Source organism: Acinetobacter sp. YH12144, assembly GCF_013418345.1.
Taxonomy (GTDB): Bacteria; Pseudomonadota; Gammaproteobacteria; order Pseudomonadales; family Moraxellaceae; genus Acinetobacter; species Acinetobacter amyesii.
In genome coordinates this window covers 37,989-58,880 of record NZ_VPCD01000013.1, presented here as the reverse complement: position 1 = coordinate 58,880, position 20,892 = coordinate 37,989, and the positions used below count along the sequence as shown (strand labels likewise).

The following is a 20,892-nucleotide window of genomic DNA, read 5'->3' as shown; positions in this document are numbered from 1 at the left end:
TGCAATGTAATTTAAAAAAATAGTCGTGTCGATGCTAGATTGCTAAATGAGAATTGAAATCGAATCCGATTTGTTAATTATTCTCATTTGTTTGTATAATGTTCAAAATTTTTTAGGGTTAGTTGCGTGCGATTATCTGATTTGAAAGTGAAACAAAGCGCAGTCATTCATAAGGTACATCGTAACCAGAATGGCAACAATGCTCCGGCTGATTTAGTCGCTAGCCGTTTAGAGACTTTGGGTTTTGTTCCCGGAACAAAAGTACAGGTGATTACCAAAGGTATTTTTGGTGGTGATCCGATTTTAATTCAAGTTGGGTTTACTCGTTTTGCACTGCGAAAAGTAGAAGCTAAAAAAGTGGAAATAGCAATGGAAGGGGCATCAGCATGAGTGATGCGTTACGTATTGCCCTCGTTGGTAATCCAAACTGTGGTAAAACTTCATTATTCAATCATTTAACGGGTACACGTCAGAAAGTTGCGAACTATGCTGGAGTAACGGTTGAGCGTAAAGTTGGTCAATTTACGTTGCCATCGGGTAAATCTGTTCGAGTTTTGGATTTGCCGGGGACGTATAGCTTAGAAGCGACGAGTCCTGATGAAGCCATTACGCGTGATGTCGTGCAAGGTAAAATTGCAGAAGAAGGCCATCAAGACGTCTTTTTATGTGTAGTTGATGCGACAAACTTAAAATTGCACCTCGGTTTGGTCATGGAAATGATCGATTTGGGTCGTCCAATTTTACTTGTCCTCAACATGATGGATGAAGCACGCCGTCGTGGCATGCAAATTAATACCCAAAAGCTGTCTCAGCGTTTGGGTGTGCCTGTTGTAGAAACCGTTGCTGTGCGTAATGCGGGTATTGAAAACTTAATGGGCGCTTTGGATGCTGAAGGTTTCAGAAAACCAGATGCGTCATTAAGTGATACCAATCTTTCTGGGACTAACCACGAAAAAATTGAACAAATTTTAAAAGACGTGGTGGTGTTTGTTGATCATGAAGATAAACGCTCAGACTTCCTCGATAAAATTTTTCTACATCCAGTCTTTGGTTTAATTACCTTAGCGGTGATGATGTTTATTATTTTCCAAGCGGTGTTTGCATGGGCTGCGCCGTTTATGGATGGTATTGAAACCTTCTTCGGTTGGTTCGGTGAATTGGTTGGTGAACACATTTCACATCCACTCCTGAACAGCTTGGTGGTTGATGGGATCATTGCTGGTGCAGGCGGTGTAGTAGTGTTCTTGCCGCAGATTTTAATTTTATTCTTCTTTATTTTGGTTTTAGAAGAATCAGGTTATTTACCACGTGCAGCGTTCTTACTTGATAAGCTGATGTTTAAAGCCGGACTGAGTGGTCGTGCTTTTATTCCTCTGCTATCGAGCTTTGCCTGTGCTGTACCAGGCATCATGGCAACCCGGAGTATTCAAGACCCTCGAGATCGTCTGGTAACGATTTTAGTTGCGCCATTGATGACTTGTTCGGCACGTTTACCAGTTTATGCTTTGCTGATCTCGGCATTTATTCCACAGCAAATGGTCTGGGGCGTCTTTAATTTACAAGGCTTGGTGTTATTTGCATTATATGCAGCAGGGATTGTGAGTGCCTTAATTGTGGCGACAGTGCTGAAATTCTTCCAAAAAGATAAATCACAGCATGCCTTATTGATGGAACTTCCAAGCTACCGTTTCCCAGATATTAAAAGTGTTTGGATTGGTTTACTGGACCGTGCCAAGATTTTCTTGAAACGTGTCGGTGGCATCATTTTCGCTTTATCGATTTTGTTATGGTTCTTGTGTACTTTCCCGCAACCGCCAGAAGGCGCAACTTTGCCGGATATTGATTATTCATTGGCAGGTATGCTTGGGCATGTGCTACAACCGATTTTTGCACCATTAGGTTTTAACTGGCAGATCTGTATTGCCTTAATTCCAGCGATGGCGGCACGTGAAGTTGTTGTAGCGGCATTGGGTACGGTGTATGCCTTGTCTGCAACAGATGAGGATGCTATGTCTCAAGGTCTGGCAAATTTAATTAGTAGCGATGGGTCATTGGGTTGGTCATTGGCAACCGGTCTATCATTATTGGTATGGTTTATTTATGCGCCACATTGCTTGGCGACACTGGCGACAGTTAAACGTGAAACTGGCTCCTTGAAAACGGTGAGTTTCATGACTATCTATTTATTTGGTTTGGCTTATCTAATGGCATTCATCACGTATCAAATTGCAACACGCTATTTTGGATCGTGAATTGTGAATGGCAAAAGCTGAACAAAGGAGAGAGACATGCTTGAATCAATAATTATTGCGGTATTGGTGATTTGGAGTGCTGTCGTGGTGTTTAAGAAGGTATTTCCAAAAACATCGAACTCAGTCTTCACAACTTTTTCTGAGCACTGTGCAAACCGTGGTTGGAACAGTTTAGCCAAATGGTTAAAGCCCAAAATGGCCGCAGGCTGTGCAGGCGGTTGTGGATGTTCAGCTTCGGATAATCCATCTGCAAAAAAAGCTGAAGTACAAGCGGTGAAATGGAAATAAGCTCACCGTCAATTGCTTGAAGAAACCGCCCAAGATGGGCGGTTTTTTTACGAGCGGACACAAAAAAACTGCGAGAAAGTGAAAACATAAAAAGCATTCAAAACAGCAAAGTGCTAACATTTTGTCAGATTTAAAAACCGACCAAAAAATGGGGCGAAAATGTTAATACAGCGTGGTGGATTGAAGGTTGTTGCCGGATTAGGGATTTCTGGTGTCTCCGCAGTGAATTTCTTACATAGCCATGGCTACCGCGTTGCAGTCACCGATTCACGAGCAGTTCCACCGGGTCATGATCAAATTCCAAGTGATGTACAAACCAGTTTCGGTCAGTTGGATCAAGATTTATTACTCCAAGCAGAAGAAATTATTATCAGCCCGGGGCTAGATCCAAAATTACCGCAAATTCAGGCGGCCATTGCAGCCAACATTCCTGTGGTTTCAGAAATTCAAATTTTACGTCGTGCGACAGATAAGCCGATTGTCGCAATTACAGGTTCGAATGCGAAAAGTACCGTAACAACTTTATTTGGTCTTATGGCAGCAGATGCAGGCAAAAAAGTGGCAGTGGGTGGTAACTTGGGTCGTCCAGCTTTGGATCTCACCAAAGATGATCCTGAACTTTATGTTTTAGAGCTTTCAAGTTTTCAATTAGAAACCACGTCGAACTTGGCAGCAGAAGTGGCTGTGGTGTTGAACATGAGTGAAGACCATTTGGACCGTCATGGCGATATGATGGGCTATCACACTGCGAAGCATCGTATTTTCCAAGCGGTGAAAAAAGTGGTGTATAACCGTGATGATTCATTAACACGTCCATTGGTTCCAGATGTCACCCCAATGCAAAGCTTTGGCCTAAATGCACCAGATATGAATCAGTTCGGTATTTTACGCGATACTGATGGCACAATTTGGTTGGCACGTGGTCGTGAGCGTTTACTGAAAAGTGCAGACATGTATATTCAAGGGACACATAATGTGGCAAACGCCTTGGCATGTTTAGCTTTGGGTGAAGCGATTGGTTTGCCACTAGCAGGCATGTTGGAAACTTTGAAAACCTTTAAAGGTTTAGAGCACCGCTGTGAATTTGTCAAAGAAGTGCATGGTGTTCGTTATTATAACGACTCTAAAGGTACCAATATTGGTGCGACTTTAGCTGCGATTGATGGCCTAGGTGCTGCGATTGAAGCCAAAGGCGGTAAAGTGGCGATTATTTTAGGTGGTCAAGGCAAAGGGCAGGACTTTACTGCGCTGCGTGATTCACTTTCAAAATATGCCAAAGTTGCGGTATTGATTGGTGAAGATCGTCCAATTATTGAAAAAGCGATTGAAGGGACAACCACGCTGATTCATGCTGAAAGTTTGAAACAAGCGGTTGAGCTGTGCCAACAAAATGCGGTAGCCAATGATGTGGTGTTATTGTCTCCAGCGTGCGCAAGTTTTGATATGTTTAAAGGCTACAGTGAGCGTGGACACCAATTTGTTGATTGTGTGAATGCACTCGTTTAAAAGAACGATAAGGAAAGTTGTATGGCTAGGTTGGCTCAGACGACCATAAATAGAATAAATGAAGTTGTAGAGCGTTGGCTTCCTCGGTTACCTGCCGAGGTCAACGTGCGCAATGTTTTGGTGTTCTGTGTTTTGGCATTGTTGTGTATTGGTTCGATCATGGTAGCATCTGCATCTATGCCCTATGCAGAACGCATGCATGAAAATGCTTTCCATTACATTTCACGACATGGGATTTCGATTGCCGCCGCCGCCGCCGCTGCCTATATCGCCTATAAAGTGCCGTTGAATGTTTGGTTTAATAACACCTTCTTTTTATGGATTATCACGATTATCTTACTGGCTGCTGTATTGGCTGTCGGGACAGAGGTCAATGGTTCTAAACGTTGGATTCGTATTGCTGGTTTCACCTTACAGGCTTCGGAAGTCGCCAAAGTCATGATGGCGATATTTACCGCAGACTATGTGGTACGGCGTGCCGAAGAAGTCCGCAATAACATCAAGGGCTTGGTACGTTTGGCAGTGATTATGGCTGCAACTGTCGGTTTGGTCATGGCAGAGCCCGATTTAGGGGCGACGGTGGTGATTGCCTTAACCATGCTAGGGGTATTCTTCCTCGCAGGAGCACCGTTGATTCAGTTCGCAATTGCCTTTGGTGCGATCATCATGGCCTTTGTGTTCTTGATTTTATTTGAACCTTACCGTTTAGAACGTTTGATGTCGTTCTCAAATCCATGGAATGATCCATTAGGCGCAGGCTACCAGTTGTCGAATGCATTAATGGCTTTTGGTCGCGGTGAATGGTTTGGTGTCGGCTTGGGTCATAGTATTCAAAAAATGTCGTATTTACCTGAGGCTCATACTGACTTCATGTTGGCGGTTTTGGGCGAAGAATTTGGCTTCTTTGGGATTTTGACCGTATTGACGCTGTCATTTGTGATGTTGATCTGCTGTATTCGCATTGGTCATCGTGCTTTACGTCATCAATACTTACGTGCAGGCTACTTGGCTTATGGCATTAGTATTATCTTCTTGCTGCAAATTTTGGTGAATGCCGGCATGAACATGGGCATGCTTCCTACCAAGGGTTTGACCTTACCGTTTATTAGTTATGGGGGGTCTTCTCTGATTATCTGTGCGGTTATGGTGAGTCTGATCTTAAAGATCGATGCGACGACCAAAGAAGTAAACCCAAGTAAAGAAGAATCAAGCTTCTAAATTGGTATCTCGTTGCGGATCGGGAGATGCATGGTGGAGGACACTGGCTGGCATCTCCGTTCCACAATGGAGACATTTGACCAAGCTCGCCTTGGCTTTAGAAAGGGAAATCAATGGGATAAAAAATAAAGAAAAATAATTACGTTGCTGTTTTAACTCATACTGAGTTCTGCTTCGGCAGACAGGGCAAGTAAATTGGCTCTTTTCAATGACTTTGGTTTTCGGACCAAATCCAAAAATAAAAAACATTAGGCTCTACAATGGTCGATTGATCACTTTATTAAAGCATAATTCAATTGAAAATCGAGTGATTGGCTTAGATCAATATTTGGGTTTATTGATAGATTTGAGGCAATGCTGTGCCATGGGGAATATATTGAATATTCCACTGCGCAATCGCCTGTTGCAGCATAATACGTGGCGTATCTAAGTCGACTGCCGGTTGGTGTAGGGCTTGCAATGCTTGTTGTAATAAAGGTGCCGCTTGGCTTAAATCAAGAGCTTGAGCCATATTCTGTTTTGAAAGTTTTTGTCCCTGATTATTCATTGCCAATGGCAAGTGCATGTATTCAAGGTGTGGATAACCCAAAATCTGTCCGAGCCAAATTTGACGTTCGGTATTGTCCAAAAGATCAGCCCCACGTACGACATGGGTCATCCCTTGTAGGTAGTCATCCACCACGACAGCAAGTTGATAATTGATAATGCCATCACGGCGTTTTAAGACAAAGTCACCTAAATCTTGCTGCAGATTGGAGCAATGCGTCCCTTGTAAGCGGTCGGTAAAACAAATGTTCTGTGCATCGACTTTGATTCGAATAGCCTGATCCTGAAGGGGAAGACCAAGATTACGACATGTACCTTGATAGATATGATTCGAACCGAGCATTTTTCGGGTGCATTGACAAGCATAGACCAAGCCTTGGGCATGCAAATGTGTAATGACCTGCTCATAGATTTCGAGGCGGTCTTTTTGGAAAATGATCTCGGTATCTGGTTCGAATTGAAATGCATCAATACAACGTAAGATATGTTCTTCGCTGCCGGGAAATATACGTGGAATGTCGGTATCTTCGATACGAACGATCCATTGCCCCTGATGGGCACGGGCATCGCAATAGCTTGCGACTGCTGTAATTAAAGAGCCAAAATGCAAAGGGCCGGTTGGCGATGGCGCAAACCGACCCACGTAATGCTCTGTAACTTTTCCCCCCTTTTTTAAAGGGAGGGCTAGAGAGGAATTACTCAACACAGAATTAACCGTTATTTTGCTTCTCTTTGATCTCTGCAAGTGTTTTGCAGTCGATACATAAAGTTGCTGTTGGACGTGCTTCTAGGCGACGTAAGCCAATTTCGATACCACACGTTTCACAGAAGCCGTAGTCATCATTTTTAATCGCTTCAATTGATTGTTCAATTTTACGGATCAGTTTACGTTCACGGTCACGTGTGCGAAGTTCAATCGCAAATTCTTCTTCTTGCGTTGCACGGTCGTTCACATCTGGAAGCGCAGTATTTTCGTCTTGCATGGTATTCAAAGTACGGTCTACTTCAGACATTAACTCAGCTTTCCACGCCAATAAGATGTGACGGAAATGCTCAAGTTGCCCTTCAGACATGTATTCTTCATTCTTTTTAGGCTGATAAGGTTCAATACCAAATAAGCTTGCAGTAGAACCACCTTCAGTCGCCTTTGGCTTTGATTTGCGCACGCGTTTGGTAGACTTTTCGTCTACTACATCAGTTTGTTCGTCTAAGACTTGATTTTGGTTGTCATTCGCCATGTAGGGCATTCCTCATCATATGCATATATCTATACGCAAAAAATATGGTGATATGCAAGTTTTTTATCCACCCAACACAGAGTTTCCTTCTGTGGGGGTCGTCATCATATAGACTTTTTCTGCTTATTGATAGTCTTTGATGTTTGGATTCTAACTATCACTTTTCCTTTAGAAGGCATAAAGTAAAGCAAAAAAATCAAATTGAAAAGTTAATAACCTGAAATTTCAACATTAATTTGAGGTTGTTTCAATTTGACCCGAACAACTTCAGTTTTAAATTCACCATTATCATTCAGATAGAGTGCACGATACCCTGGTAAAGCCTCATCTAAGGCAAAATTTTCACTATGCGGTTTGAACTGAACACTGGTCGAAGGCGTCGATAAAAACTGAATATTGCGCCATTGATTAGACGAGTCTTGATGTACGTGTCCGCATAGTACAATTTTGACATTGTCATGGCGTGAAAGCACATCTATGAGATGTTCAGCGTTCTTTAGTTTATGCTGATCTATCCAATGCGATTGCATGGCAAAAGGGTGGTGGTGGCATGCCACAATGATGTGTTGCTGTGGGTGTGCTGTGAGTAACTGATCTAATTGTTCCAACTGCTGTTGTGATACCCAACCATCCACTTTTCCTTTAACCGCACTGTTCAGTAAAATCAGACACCAATTGCCTAATGCGATGCAGTGAGCACGATCTTCCTGTTGATGAAATGGGAAGCAAGACGCTTCGTCATGGTTCCCTGGAATCTGATAAAACGGAAACGGCTGCTGTTGCATATATTCGAGATAACGCGCATAGGTACGCTCTACCGGCACTTGTGCAAGATCGCCAGTATGGACAAGCGTATCGATGTGATGATGGTTCAACTGAATTTGTTGAATCACATCGTGAAAACTCTGCTCTGGATTCATGCGGACAAATTCAAGATCTTCCTGATCCATTAAATGTGTGTCCGAGATCTGGATCAGTGTCCAGTCGTATTGTGGTGTATCCCTTAAAGTCATGTCCTTCCCCTTAGACATTCCTTGTAGTATGTATTTGTTGTTGTAACCATTGCAAGGCCATAATGACAGGTGCGTTTTTTAGCCGACCATTGGTTAATAATTCAGGAATATCAGCATAATCTAAGATATGCAATTGAATATTTTCTCCTTCATCAGGCATACCAAAGACTCCACCATGTTCAGGCAGTTCAGCTTCAGCACTATAAAGGTGGAATAATTCCGCGCAGGCACCCGCAGAGGGATAAAAACTAAATAAATGCTGTAGCGCATCTAATTCACAGCCTGATTCTTCCAAACTTTCACGGCGGATACAGCTTTCAGTAGATTCATCACCATCGAGCACGCCGGCAATAATCTCTAGTTGCCATGGCGAAGTTTCATCATCAATCGCCCCAATACGGAATTGTTCAATTAAGGCAAATTTTTGTTGTTGATGACTATAGATCAGCACACCTGCAGCTTCAGGACGATGAATCAATTCACGTTGAATGGTTGGAATCATGCTGTCTTGATGGAATAAGCGATGTCGAAGCTGAACTTTTTCAACTTGAATAAAGCCTTTATAAAGATGTTCACGCCCTTCAATGCTGTAATCTTTTTTGTTATATGTGGCCTGTTTAATAATATTCATAAGCGCTAATTAGGATGAAATCTTCCATTTCATCCTAACCGAGATTTTGTTGAATACAAAAGATTTTTTTTAAGCTTTACACTTTATGGTACAACTTTTGACCATGTTCATGATAGGCCGCTTTCATGCTTTGTAAACCTGTCTCAATTTCAGGATTAGATTCTGAAGAAAGCTGCATATCTTGCTGATTTTTTGCATAATCTCTCACATTTTGTGTGATTTTCATCGAGCAAAATTTAGGTCCACACATGGAACAAAAATGGGCCGATTTATGTGCTTCTCTCGGCATAGTTTCATCATGCATGCTGCGTGCTGTATCAGGGTCTAAGCTCAGATTAAATTGGTCTTCCCAGCGGAATTCAAAGCGTGCTTTCGACAATGCATTATCACGGGCCTGCGCACCGGGATGACCTTTGGCAAGGTCTGCGGCATGGGCTGCAATTTTGTAGGTGATAATGCCATCTTTGACGTCTTTTTTATCTGGTAGACCAAGGTGCTCTTTCGGGGTCACATAACACAGCATCGCGGTGCCGTACCAACCAATCATTGCCGCACCAATCGCAGAGGTAATGTGGTCATAGCCCGGGGCAATATCGGTGGTGAGCGGCCCAAGGGTATAAAAAGGTGCTTCTTTGCAAACCTCGAGTTGTAGATCCATATTTTCTTTGATCATGTGCATTGGGACATGGCCTGGGCCTTCAATCATGACTTGTACATCATGTTCCCATGCCCGGTGAGTCAATTCACCTAAGGTGCGTAATTCACTAAATTGAGCTTCATCGTTAGCATCTTGAATACACCCCGGACGTAAACCATCACCTAAACTGAATGACACATCATAGGCTTTCATGATTTCGCAGATTTCATCAAAATGCGTATACAGGAAGTTTTCTTCATGATGCGCTAAGCACCACTGCGCCATGATGGATCCGCCACGTGACACAATACCTGTTAAACGGTTGGCGGTGAGTGGAACATAACGAAGCAGTACGCCTGCGTGAATCGTAAAATAATCGACACCTTGCTCGGCTTGTTCAATCAGTGTGTCTTTGAAAATTTCCCAGGTTAAGTCCTCTGCGACACCATCAACTTTTTCTAAAGCTTGGTAAATCGGCACGGTGCCAATCGGTACAGGGGAGTTGCGAATAATCCATTCGCGGGTCTCATGGATATTTTTACCTGTCGATAAATCCATGATGGTGTCAGCACCCCAACGAGTTGCCCAAGTCATTTTTGCCACTTCTTCATCGATGCTTGAACCAAGTGCTGAGTTACCAATGTTGGCATTGATTTTCACCAAGAAGTTACGACCAATAATCATCGGTTCACATTCAGGGTGGTTAATGTTGGCAGGGATAATGGCACGACCTTCAGCCACTTCTTGACGTACAAATTCTGGGGTGATTTCAGTTAAATTGCGTGCGCCAAAATTTTGACCGGCATGTTGGCGCATATCAACACCTTCACGCTGGCGCTGATTTTCACGAATTGCAATGTATTCCATTTCAGGGGTGATGATGCCTTGTTTGGCATAGTGCATTTGAGAGACATTGTGTCCACGACGAGCGCGACGGGGTTTTGAAATATGCGCAAAACGAATCTCTGCAGTACGAATATCTCGAAGACGCTCTTGTCCAAATTTTGAAGTTAAGGTATCGAGTATTTCCGTATCATTTCGAGACTCGATCCAAGATTCACGGACATTAGGTAGACCTTGATTCAGGTCAATTTGAATATTGGGGTCGGTATAAGCACCAGAGGTGTCATAAACCATGATCGGCAGATTTTTTTCTCCACCCAGACCTGTAGGCGTATCTGTAAGGCTAATTTCACGCATTGGGACGCGAATATCTGGACGTGAGCCTTGGATATAGACTTTCTTTGACGCAGGGAGAATACGAGTGAGATCTTTAGCATCTTGTTCATGTTGAGCAGCGCGATCTGAAGCGGTGAGATTCGTTAATTGGTTCATTGCAATGATCCTTATGAATGACATCAACGAATCAAGCACGACCAAAAACGTGGCAGTTTATCTGATGGATTCACCTGAAAATAAAGGCGTAAAACCAAGAGATAAGAAGGGCTTAAGTTTTTAGATGGCTTGATTCCTACGCAGGTATTAACCTGATCAGGTTCAACGGTACTCATCCTTAAATTTAGCGAACTAAATTTAGATGATCTCAGCAGGAAATTACCTGCGCTCCGTCAAGCTTTGTGCGGATATTAGCATGAAGGCTGTTTTAAAACAGTGTTATTTTTCATCGATTTTGCAGTGCAGAATTTTGGCTAGGCCCGTGTGCAATTGAACTTGCATTGGCTAAGTAGAGGACTGATTTACACAGATGGCGTCACTAAAACAGTCTTTCTTATAATGCGGATCAGGATTGCGGACACCAATTAAATTCAACAGCTGCGCTTCTGATCGCTGATTAGATGCAGCAGTATTTTGATCTAATAATTTTAAAAATAAACGCGCCTGATCTGCCAATGTGGAGTTTTTTAGTTGAGCCAAGCGTTCAATTTCTTCTAAAGAACTGGCTTGAATACTGAGGCGGTCTGAAAAATCATTAGAAACGGGACTATGTGCCGAACCAATAAATAACAACTGGCTGTATTGGTACAGCAATTGTTGAGCATCTTTTTTGTATGGGCTATCTGGATATTGTTTGAGATAGTCTTCCCAAAAAATGGCGCGTGTCGCAATCTCTTGCGGCTCAATGGCAAAACTTTGTTGCAGCAAGGCAGGTTGTGCGTTTTGTTCAGCCAGTTTTTCAATAAAGACTTGCTCAGATTCTTGCATATAAGGCGCAAAAATTTTGGCTAAATATTCAGGACTGCGGCGATAGCGTAATTGTCCTTCACCGGCATCGAACAATTCCACATAGGCTTGGCCTTTATGTTTCAGTAAATACTGATCTCGGGCGGTGAGCTGTTCATAATGATTTTGTTGAATGGTGGGATGCTGAGCCATATCAAAGGCAAATTGTTCGAACGCCATTTGCTGTTGAGCCGTACGTTCAACATGTAAGAAGTTACGATACATTTGATTGGACAAGCGCAGTAATTTTTTTTGTTCGTCCGCTTTTAATAGCGGTAAGCAGACTTTGAGATCTTGGTTGATTTGTTCTAAAGCGAAAGTTGTGCGTTGATCATCAATTTCCAGCATGTTTTTTTCCAGTTTTTTGCATAGCAAAGACAAATCGACTGCTTCTTTTTGAACAGTCTTATTGTTGGGAAACTCTGGTGCAGGTTGTGGTTCAGGCTGTTGTTGGCATCCATTCAACATACTGAAACATAAAAACATTGCACTAAACTTTGCAGGCAGCTGAAAAATTTTTGACACTGGAACTCGATGCGCTATAGAAGTGGTATTGTCCGATGGAATGTCGACTATTCTATAGATGAAACACGTGCAATATGTGTACTATTGTACAGTTCTTTGTTATAGCGTTGTGAGTAGTGTCCGAAAACGACTGAAATTATCCGGTTTTGTCGCATTTGATATAAAAAATTAATAAAAATCATACGGAAATTTGCAAGGATATGATTAGTATCTGCTTAGTTTTAGGCTTGAATATTCAATCTCGGGTATTTGAATATTAGGAATTTACAAAAAAAATGAACAAAAAAGTTGTGGTGGGTCTTTGTTTGCTTTTCACGAGTCAATGGGCGTGTGCGCTAGACCTTGTGCAAGCTTATGAACGCGCAAAACAAGAAGACCCCAATTGGCAAGCCAATAAACTACAATATGAAGCGGATAAATTGAATTTGGGGATTGCCAATGGGAACTTACTCCCGACGGTAACAATCTCTGGAAATGTGACCCGAAAAAATCAAAATTCCAACCAAAGCGGCGCTCAAGCCGGGCTGATCATGCCAGACAGCACCACAACAAGACAAATTGCGCTTACTGCCCGTCAGCCCATTTTTCGTTGGGATGCATGGGAAGGGCTGAAGCAAGTCAAGACCTCGATTAATTTAAGTGAAATCAATCTGCGGATTCAAAAACAAGATCATATTTTAAATGTCTCTGAAGCTTATTTTAATGTCCTACGTCAGCAAGCATTGACGGTTGCCAACTTACAAGAAGAACAGGCGCTATCGGAACAGCTGCGCATGATGAATGCTAAATTAAAAGAAGGTTTGGTGGCAAAAAGTGATGTCAGTGAAGCCAATGCACAATATCAAAATGCACGGGCTAACCGCATGGCGACCAATGTTCAATTGGTTTTGGCGCAGGAACAATTACAACAGTTGATTGGACCATATCGAGAAAATTTGGCGGTGTTACGTGAAGATTTTCAGTTTGAAAAACCGATTCCAAACAATGTACAAGCGTGGGAAGAACTTGCTCAGGGGCAGAACCTAGGCATTTTACAAGCGCGTATGCAACAACGTTATGCGGAAGATGGTAAACGCGTTGAAAAGGCCGCCTTATATCCTCAGATTGAAGCGGTAGGGACCTATGGGTATAACAAGCAAAGTCCACAATCCATCATGTCGCAAGATGGTCAATTTGATCAGGTGGGGATTGAAATGAACTGGAATGTGTTTAATGGTGGACGGACACAGAAATCCATTAAGCAAGCAGCGATCAATGTTGAAAAAAGCCAAGCACAGGTGGATGCAGCGATTCGAAAAGCACAAACCGATGTAAAAAAATCTTATATGCAAGTCGAAACGGATCAAAGTAAATTACAGGCACGTAAAGCCGCAATGGATTCTTCCGCGCAAGTGTCTTTAGCATCACAAGCCCAGTATCAGGAAGGTCTGAAAACTATGGTTGATGTGCTACTGGCACAGCGTAATGCTTTTTCAGCCCGTCAAGATTATTTAAATTCCAAGTACGATTATTTAATTCATGTTCTACAACTTAAAGCCTCCGTTGGGAAATTAACGGAAGCTGATTTAGTGGAAATGAATGCATGGTTGGTCGATCAGAAAAATCAGCCATCGATCCTACTAAAGAAATAATCCATGGTCATAAAAGTTTCACAATCAATATGCTTTAATATGGCACTAAAATCTGCCGATTCACGTTGTAGTGGAGACTCGCTTTGCCTAATAATCCTGTTTTAAACCATCATATTTCTTCGCAATTCAATGAAGAGTTGCAGGATGTGCATACCAAATTTATGACCATGGGTGGTTTGGTGGAGCAGCAGGTTGCAAATGCCATTCATGCCTTATTGGATACGGATGCAACGATGGCGATCGATGTTCAATTTCAAGACAATACGGTGAACCGTATGGAAACTGAAATTGATGAAGCGCTTACTCTGATTTTGGCGCGTCGTCATCCTGCTGCGATTGATCTACGCATGGTGATTGCGATGTCGAAAGCCAACACCGATTTAGAACGGATTGGTGATGAAGCGGCAAAAATTGCCCGTATTGCACAAAGCTTGTGTGAAGAGGGTGGTTCACCGCGTGGTTATATGGAAACACGTCATATTGGCAACCAAGTCCGCGTGATGATTCATGATGCGCTCGATGCCTTTGCACGTTTGGATGTAGATCAGGCTTTACGTGTCCTTTTGGCCGATGCTGATATTGACCGCGAGTATCAATCGGCAACCCGTACCCTCATGACGTATATGATAGAAGATCCACGCCACATTACTCGGGTCATGAATGTACTTTGGGTGCTGCGTTCACTTGAACGTATTGGTGACCATGCTCGAAATATCTCTGAACAGGTGATTTATATGGTGAAAGGTCTAGATGTCCGTCACACCAGTGTTGAAGAAATTGAGCAAAAAGTTCAGCGTTAATTGATTAAAACCAATATGAACGAAGCCCATCAAACGATGGGCTTTTTTCGGTCTAAAATTAACTATGTGTTTCTTCGTCTTCCTCAAAAGTCCGGGCAATTTTGTCAATATTTAAACTTTTCGCCATCGCATCGAAGATTTGCTTATAGGCACCTTCTTGATGGTATAAATCATGATGCTCCCCGTGTTCTACGATTTGTCCGTCTTTCATCACATAGGTGTAATCAGCATCGATAATTTGCGACAAACTATGCGAAATCATGATGACGGTACGCCCTTGCTTAATTTGATCCAGACTATTTTTAATTTGTTCAGCAGCGATCGCATCTAAACTTGCAGTCGGTTCATCCAAGAAAATAATTGGCGGATTTTTCAAGAACATGCGTGCCAAGGCAATGCGCTGTTGCTGTCCACCTGAGAGCAGTAAAGCATCGGCTTCATAGGCATGTGGCAGTTTTAAGATCTGATCATGGATCGAGGCTTTCCGTGCTGCATCGAAGACTTCTTGCTCTGTAGCTGTACTTTTGCCATAGCGAATATTTTCAAAAATTGAACCTGGGAAAATATGATTTTTTTGTAATACCAAACCAATATTTTCACGTAAATACTGTGTATCAATCTGTTCTAAATCGATGCCATCGAGTTTGATATTGCCCGCTTGAGGATGATAAAACTTATCCAGTAAGCTAATTAATGTCGATTTACCAGCGCCAGATAAACCAACCAAGGCGGTAATTTTATTTGGTTGGATGGTCATATTGATACGGTGTAATGCCTGAAAACCATTGGGATAACTAAAGTCGACATTGCTCAATTCAAATTGACCTTGAATCGGAGGTTGGGCAGTACCACTGGTTTCAATTTCATGATCCGCTTCTAAGATATTAAAGAAGCTTTCCGAATAAATCATCGCAGAGTTAATTTCATCATAGATACGATGCAGCGAGCGAATCGGGGCAGAGACGTTATTAAATAACAACACGTGATACATAATCATCCCGATACTCATTTGCCCATCCAAAACAAAATAGGCTGTCAGAATGATGATCAGTACCACACCGACCTGTTCAATAAAGGTTTTGAGTCCGTCAAAGATATAACTGGTTTGCCGTGTCTGCATTTGGTTTTCAGTCAGCGACTTTTGCAGATTTAATTGTTTTTTCGATTCGACGGCTTCTTTGTTAAAAGATTTAATGACCGTTATCGAATTGATAATACTCAGAATACCCTGATTTTTCTTTTCAAAATTATCGCGTAGGGCACGGCGTTTGCCTGCCAGTTTTTGTGATTGTTTGAAGGTCAGCCAAAAATAAATCGGCACAATAATTGTGGCCACCACACCAACCCAAACATTGGCATAATACATTAAGCCCAGTGCAATAATGGCACTGGTAAATAATGGTAAAATATCAATAAAAAAGATTTGAACCAATCGTGTGAGCGAGCTGACACCCCGATCAATTCGAGTTTGGAGCTTACCTGCTTGGTTGTCTTGTTGATCGAAGAATGCCAATCGATAGGTGATAAATTTTTCAATAATGCCTTGGGACAAATCCTGAGAAATTAAAATACGTAACTTTTCACCAAACGATTTTTGTCCAAATTGCACGATGGCATTGATGACTTCTTTTCCCAGTAAGACCACGCTGATGGTGATTAATATATGCCAACCATTGGCTAGACCGAGACCTTGTTGCAAAAGCTGATTGATGCTGTCTACGGCATATTTGAGTGTCAGGGCATTCACCTGTGCCGTGAGTGAGCCAATTAAGGTCAAGATCAGCGTCACGACCACCAGCCAGCGGTATGGCTTTACGAATGGGCGTAATTTTTGGAAAAGTTGCCACAGATTCATAAGCAATTATTTTTATTGTGAATATGAGCTTTAGTCTAAGACTGAAAATTCAATGCGACAAGCGATGACAATGTTTTGATTTGTGACGAGCGTTTTTCAGCTAAGATATTTTTTAAATGTGCTCACGACCTCAGCATCACGGTGCTGCGCCTAACAGTGTTGAGTTGAACCGATGAATTTTGAATTATTTGCGCCTGAACCGCATGCAAACCTGCTGCCCTATGATGGTGAAGTTGAAGATTATGGACTGATCTTCAATGCTGAAGACAGTGAAAAATATTTACGCTATTTCCTCACGCAGTTGGCTTGGCAGCATGATGAAGTCATTTTGCATGGACAGTATTATCAAACGGAGCGAAAAGTGGTTTGGTATGGAGATGCCCATTATGAGTATCACTATTCAGGCATGCAAAAGCAGGCATTGATTTGGAATCCAGCTTTACTGCGCTTAAAGCAACATATTGAGCAACGGTTGGGTCAGACGTTTAATTCCTGTTTGGCCAATTTATACGAAAATGGTACGCAAGCGGTGGGGTGGCATAGTGATGATGAGCCATCTTTACTTTCACCCACACAGCAGGTGGTGATCGCATCTTTGAGTTTTGGCGCAAGCCGAAAGTTTTGCTTTAAACATAAAAGCACCCAAGAGAAAGTACAGCTTTTACTGCAAAGTGGACAGTTGATCGTGATGCGTGGGCAAACCCAACGGTATTGGAAGCATGCCCTAATGAAGTCGATGAACGTGACCGAGCCGAGGGTGAATTTAACCTTTCGTTATTTCTATGATCAACAGCCATAAAAAAAGCCCATATCTAGATGAGCTTTTTTCTTTCTCTGAGGAAGAGTATAGCGACAATCAACTGAAATCATGGAACACATGGTTGAGATGACTGCTAAAGAACAATAATCATATTATGATAATTTATCTAATATTTATAATTAATAAATTCAATTAATAATATGAATTTATCAGATTAATTAAATATCATCTTTACAACATCGCATCAGTTGTGCGCAAACTGATCAGATTTAAATGGCGTCCGATTCTTCCATCATACTGCTGTATTTTTTCTCAATACGCGCTGTACAGTCTTGCAGCATTTCTACAACTTTCTGAAAATTCATAAAATCAAAACGATTTTTAGACGCCAATAGGGTCAAAGCAAGTGGGGGTTCTTTACTGGAGAATTTAATCGGAATCGATAGGCTCGACATATTCGGGTCAACTTCACCATTGGAAAAATAATAACCCTGCTTTTTAATCTTTTTCATTTGCAGCATAAATTCTTCTTCATTATGCGCAAAACCAACTTGAGATAATTCATCTGCAAAACGGTGGTAATAATCTAAAATCCGTTGCTTGGGTAACTGGGACAAAATCACTTTAGATGATGAGCCTTTATACATCGGACGCGGGCTACCTCGACCATAAGCCAAGGCAGTATAGTCCTTATACAGTTCATGATGTACATCAATACATGAGTCGATATTCAGATGCGTCAATAAGCAACAAGACTCTGTGCGTTCCACAATTTCTTTCATGAAGGGAATGCTAATTTGCACCAATGGATCGGTGGTGCGAGAAATAAAATCAAGCACAGCAATTTTTGAACCCAGTGTGTAATCGCCAGAAGTCCCACTGAGGCGCTGCAATAATTCAGCAGAAACCAGTTCTTTTAAATAGCGATAGCTCGTTGGTTTAGATAAGCCTAATTCTTCACTAATAATGTCGACATTGATGATGGGACGAGCAACTGAAAATAAGTCGAGTACGGTGAGAATTTTACCAAAACTGGAAAGCGCCATAAGAACCTGCTTGGTCACAATAAAAAATGAATCGTTAAGTTACTTTATAACAAATTGCTCGGCCTGATGTTGCGCTTTTCTACATTGGAAATGAAACAAATTTGAAATATCACAGGGTTACTTGGGGCATCCTGATAAAAGCATAAGGAAAACCTCAAATATGCATTTAAAATATAGTTAAATTATCAAAATAAGATATTTATATTGACTATTATTTACTTTTTTAGCAAAATTGCTATGAAAATATCTTATATTGAGTAAATATTGCCCATCTATGCGATGCACAGGCAATGTTGCACATTACTTTTTGTATTCAAATGGTTTGAAATACGATTTGAATCGCTTCTTTACTTATTGAAATTTCTAGTCATTCCTGTGCCGTGATACAGGTTGTGCTGTCGAATGTTTAAGCATTCGATACGAGGTCGTTTTCACTAAAAAGAAGCAAGCCACCGAGATCCATCATGCTGCTGACGAAACAAATACTCGCTTTTCGGCCCAATAAAATGGACTGGATTTTTGCGACCAAAACGTTCATCGCGGGCATGCTTGCATTGTATGTGGCCTTTGTACTGAATTTGGCATATCCGATTTGGGCGATTGGCACCGTTTTCGTGATCGCGAATCCATATTCAGGGATGACGTCTTCAAAAAGTTTGTATCGTGTATTAGGGACGTTCTTAGGGGCGGCCGTGTCGGTGGTGGCACTGCCACATCTCATCCACATGCCTGTACTGTTTACAGTGTTTTTGGCGGTTTGGGTTGGGTTTTGCCTGTATTTGTCATTGCTAGACCGCACGCCTCGTAGTTATGTTTCCATGTTGGCGGGTTATACCACGGTCATTATCTGTTTTAACGTGGTGTATTTTATTGATACTGCTTCGATTTTCGATATGGCCTTGGGGCGTTTTCTCGAAATTACGGTGGGTGTGGTCTGTAGTGCCATCGTGACCACGACATTATTTCCAATGCATATTAGTCCTGCAGTCGAAACACGGGTGAGCAAAACCTTTGCCGATACCAAAGAAATTTTTGATCAGATTTTATTAGAGCCTGCCGAGCTAAAAAATTATTCTAAAAATCTCGGCAATATTGCACGAGATATCGCCGATATACATGTCATGGCGGTGCATTTGTCTTATGAAAAATCTACCTTAAAAGGCATGACACGTCCGTTGCAGGAAATCTTGCATCAGTTGAGTTTGTTGGTCAGTAACTTGGTGGCCATGTCTGAACGGATGAAACAATTAGATGGTCTGGACACACATTATCGGACGGCACTCAAGCAAGCCCATGAACATATTGCCGCGTTTTTATTAGATCAACATCAGATTGAGGAAAGTGAACTTAATCAATTGCCTGAACAGTTTGAGCAAGATTTTCAACACATTCATGCACAGGCATTGCCATCACAACAGGTGATTTTGGGCAGTCTAAAAATGGATATTCGCCATTTTATTCAGAATATTCGTGCGATTCGCTTGCTTTGGCAGCGGGTACAGCAAGGCGACTCCACTTTACCTGCCACACTGACCGCCTTGGGCAATAGTCATTATCCGACTTTGCACCGAGATGCGGGGGTTGCCATTCGTGGCGGGGTGTCTGCATGTTTGATTATTTTAATTTCTACGGGTTTTTGGATCGTTAGTGGTTGGAAAGCTGGATTTATGATGGCCGAAATGGCTGCGATCAGTGCCTGTATTTTAACTGCAATGGATAACCCTGTTCCTGCATTGAAAATGTTTATTCGCGCCAATATGTATGCGGCTTTCATGGTGTTTATCTACGCCTATGGCATTTTCCCGCATGTGACCGCTTTTTGGCAGTTGATCGTGGTGTTAGCACCGTTTGTGATGTTCTGTCTGATGCTGTTTTTACATCCGCCTTTGATTGGGATCAGCTTGCCGCTTTTGATGGGCACCATCATGGGACTGAATTTTCAAAACCGCTTTAGCCTCGATCAGGTGTTTTTCTTTGATGCATCGATTGGGACGGTTTTGGGACCCATTATCTCGGTATTTATTATTCATTTAGTACGTGCAATGTCACCAGATATGACGGCCCAACGCATACTTTCACAGCACTACAAAGCACTGCGTCAGGCTTTATATCTGCCGTACGGCTTACCGTTTCGGGTGCATTTACGCAGTATGTTGGACCGAATCGGCATCCTAAACAGCAAAATGGTGCAATCAGGGAATTTGAAATAACAGATCGAGTGGGCTTTGGTGGAAGCCAGTGCCGTGATTGATTTGACCCGCTTGCAAGAACTCATGAATAAACTCGATCCGAATGATGCACTGGTCAGTGAACTTGAAGAGTTACAACAAGATTTAGATGACTATTTCCGTGCCATGGAACAAGGGCAAAAGAATGTGTATATGAGTTTGAAACAGCAAATTGTAGAGCGAATTCAACGATTGAATCAGGCCGTTCAGGGTCTTGAAAACGACGATGTTATGCATCGAATTCAGTATTCACTGAACAATATTCAAAGCAGTTTGTGTCATGTCCTAACACAGCAGACTCCAAATAATTTACAGGTCGAGGCACAACATGGGTGAGCTAAATGTGTATGGCGTCTATGTGCCCATTCTATTGATTCAACCGGTATTGGCCTATCTGTTATTGCGGGTCATCATGAGTTTGCTTGACCGATGGATGGCGCCAGATTGGGTGCCGATGCCCAATATTTTTTATTTGGGTGTATTTGTGATGTTGCTTTGGCTGGTGCATGAAATCTTTATTTTCTGCCAGTTCTAAGC

Annotated in this window: 18 protein-coding genes, 1 pseudogene and 1 riboswitch; of the genes and pseudogenes, 10 read left to right on the top strand and 9 right to left on the bottom strand. The window is 42.1% G+C overall.

The genetic code is table 11. The features are described from left to right. Positions 1–126: 126 nt before the first annotated feature. From FTU79_RS10180 to ftsW, 5 genes are all read left to right on the top strand, one after another. Positions 127–390, top strand: a complete 264-nt coding sequence (locus tag FTU79_RS10180; protein ID WP_180049855.1) for a FeoA family protein — start codon at positions 127–129, stop codon at positions 388–390. Further along, complete coding sequence (gene feoB / locus FTU79_RS10175; protein ID WP_180049853.1) at positions 387–2,252, top strand: ferrous iron transport protein B; 1,866 nt, start codon at positions 387–389, stop codon at positions 2,250–2,252. Before FTU79_RS10180 ends, feoB begins: the two co-directional genes overlap by 4 nt. A 36-nt stretch (positions 2,253–2,288) precedes the next feature. Beyond that, complete coding sequence (locus FTU79_RS10170) at positions 2,289–2,540, top strand: DUF6587 family protein (protein WP_180035955.1); 252 nt, start codon at positions 2,289–2,291, stop codon at positions 2,538–2,540. Between the two features lie 159 nt (positions 2,541–2,699). Continuing rightward, positions 2,700–4,046, top strand: coding sequence for a UDP-N-acetylmuramoyl-L-alanine--D-glutamate ligase (murD, locus tag FTU79_RS10165; protein ID WP_180049850.1), 1,347 nt, complete (start codon positions 2,700–2,702; stop codon positions 4,044–4,046). Positions 4,047–4,067: 21 nt separating this feature from the next. Beyond that, positions 4,068–5,264, top strand: a complete 1,197-nt coding sequence (gene ftsW, locus FTU79_RS10160) for a putative lipid II flippase FtsW (protein ID WP_180049848.1) — start codon at positions 4,068–4,070, stop codon at positions 5,262–5,264. On the opposite strand, the gene FTU79_RS10155 is transcribed toward ftsW, so the two are convergent. The 7 genes from FTU79_RS10155 to FTU79_RS10125 form a co-directional block, all read right to left on the bottom strand. Next, entirely contained in the window at positions 5,253–5,513 is a 261-nt protein-coding gene (locus tag FTU79_RS10155; protein ID WP_180049846.1) for a zinc-ribbon domain-containing protein, read from the bottom strand. The two genes, ftsW and FTU79_RS10155, sit on opposite strands and share 12 nt — an antisense overlap. 85 nt (positions 5,514–5,598) lie before the next feature. After that, positions 5,599–6,516 (bottom strand): tRNA glutamyl-Q(34) synthetase GluQRS, encoded by a 918-nt coding sequence (gluQRS, locus tag FTU79_RS10150; RefSeq protein ID WP_373685658.1) that lies wholly within the window; start codon positions 6,514–6,516, stop codon positions 5,599–5,601. 4 nt (positions 6,517–6,520) lie between these two features. Beyond that, a complete protein-coding gene (dksA, locus tag FTU79_RS10145; protein WP_078189438.1) occupies positions 6,521–7,048 on the bottom strand; it encodes an RNA polymerase-binding protein DksA in 528 nt (175 codons plus the stop codon). 209 nt (positions 7,049–7,257) lie between these two features. After that, the gene (gene cpdA, locus FTU79_RS10140) at positions 7,258–8,061 is read right to left on the bottom strand and encodes a 3',5'-cyclic-AMP phosphodiesterase (protein WP_078192576.1); all 804 of its coding nucleotides are present in this window, start codon (positions 8,059–8,061) and stop codon (positions 7,258–7,260) included. Positions 8,062–8,071: 10 nt separating this feature from the next. Then, on the bottom strand, positions 8,072–8,692 hold the full coding sequence (locus FTU79_RS10135) for an NUDIX domain-containing protein (protein WP_180049842.1): 621 nt from the start codon (positions 8,690–8,692) through the stop codon (positions 8,072–8,074). 76 nt (positions 8,693–8,768) lie between these two features. Continuing rightward, positions 8,769–10,664 (bottom strand): phosphomethylpyrimidine synthase ThiC, encoded by a 1,896-nt coding sequence (gene thiC, locus FTU79_RS10130; protein WP_180039954.1) that lies wholly within the window; start codon positions 10,662–10,664, stop codon positions 8,769–8,771. Positions 10,665–10,780: 116 nt separating this feature from the next. Further along, positions 10,781–10,907, bottom strand: a riboswitch (TPP riboswitch). Between the two features lie 102 nt (positions 10,908–11,009). Next, positions 11,010–11,996 carry a hypothetical protein gene (locus FTU79_RS10125; RefSeq protein ID WP_180049909.1) on the bottom strand — a complete coding sequence of 329 codons (987 nt, stop codon included), beginning with the start codon at positions 11,994–11,996 and terminating at the stop codon, positions 11,010–11,012. Positions 11,997–12,310: 314 nt separating this feature from the next. On the opposite strand from FTU79_RS10125, the gene FTU79_RS10120 reads away from it, so the two are divergent. After that, positions 12,311–13,666 (top strand): TolC family outer membrane protein, encoded by a 1,356-nt coding sequence (locus FTU79_RS10120; protein ID WP_168378215.1) that lies wholly within the window; start codon positions 12,311–12,313, stop codon positions 13,664–13,666. Positions 13,667–13,749: 83 nt separating this feature from the next. Continuing rightward, positions 13,750–14,466, top strand: coding sequence for a phosphate signaling complex protein PhoU (phoU, locus tag FTU79_RS10115; protein ID WP_078189433.1), 717 nt, complete (start codon positions 13,750–13,752; stop codon positions 14,464–14,466). A gap of 58 nt (positions 14,467–14,524) precedes the next feature. Here phoU and FTU79_RS10110 read toward each other — a convergent pair whose 3' ends face one another. Next, the gene (locus FTU79_RS10110) at positions 14,525–16,321 is read right to left on the bottom strand and encodes an ABC transporter ATP-binding protein (RefSeq protein ID WP_180036220.1); all 1,797 of its coding nucleotides are present in this window, start codon (positions 16,319–16,321) and stop codon (positions 14,525–14,527) included. Positions 16,322–16,493: 172 nt separating this feature from the next. On the opposite strand from FTU79_RS10110, the gene FTU79_RS10105 reads away from it, so the two are divergent. Beyond that, entirely contained in the window at positions 16,494–17,120 is a 627-nt protein-coding gene (locus FTU79_RS10105; RefSeq protein WP_180049840.1) for an alpha-ketoglutarate-dependent dioxygenase AlkB, read from the top strand. Positions 17,121–17,350: 230 nt separating this feature from the next. On the opposite strand, the gene FTU79_RS10100 is transcribed toward FTU79_RS10105, so the two are convergent. Beyond that, positions 17,351–18,127 carry an IclR family transcriptional regulator gene (locus FTU79_RS10100; protein ID WP_168378212.1) on the bottom strand — a complete coding sequence of 259 codons (777 nt, stop codon included), beginning with the start codon at positions 18,125–18,127 and terminating at the stop codon, positions 17,351–17,353. A 464-nt stretch (positions 18,128–18,591) separates the two neighbouring features. On the opposite strand from FTU79_RS10100, the pseudogene FTU79_RS10095 reads away from it, so the two are divergent. After that, positions 18,592–20,691, top strand: a pseudogene (locus tag FTU79_RS10095) (FUSC family protein). Beyond that, positions 20,684–20,890: a DUF1656 domain-containing protein gene (locus FTU79_RS10090; protein ID WP_180049838.1), complete on the top strand. Its 207-nt coding sequence runs from the start codon at positions 20,684–20,686 to the stop codon at positions 20,888–20,890. Before FTU79_RS10095 ends, FTU79_RS10090 begins: the two are co-directional and overlap by 8 nt. The last annotated feature ends 2 nt before the right edge of the window (positions 20,891–20,892 follow it).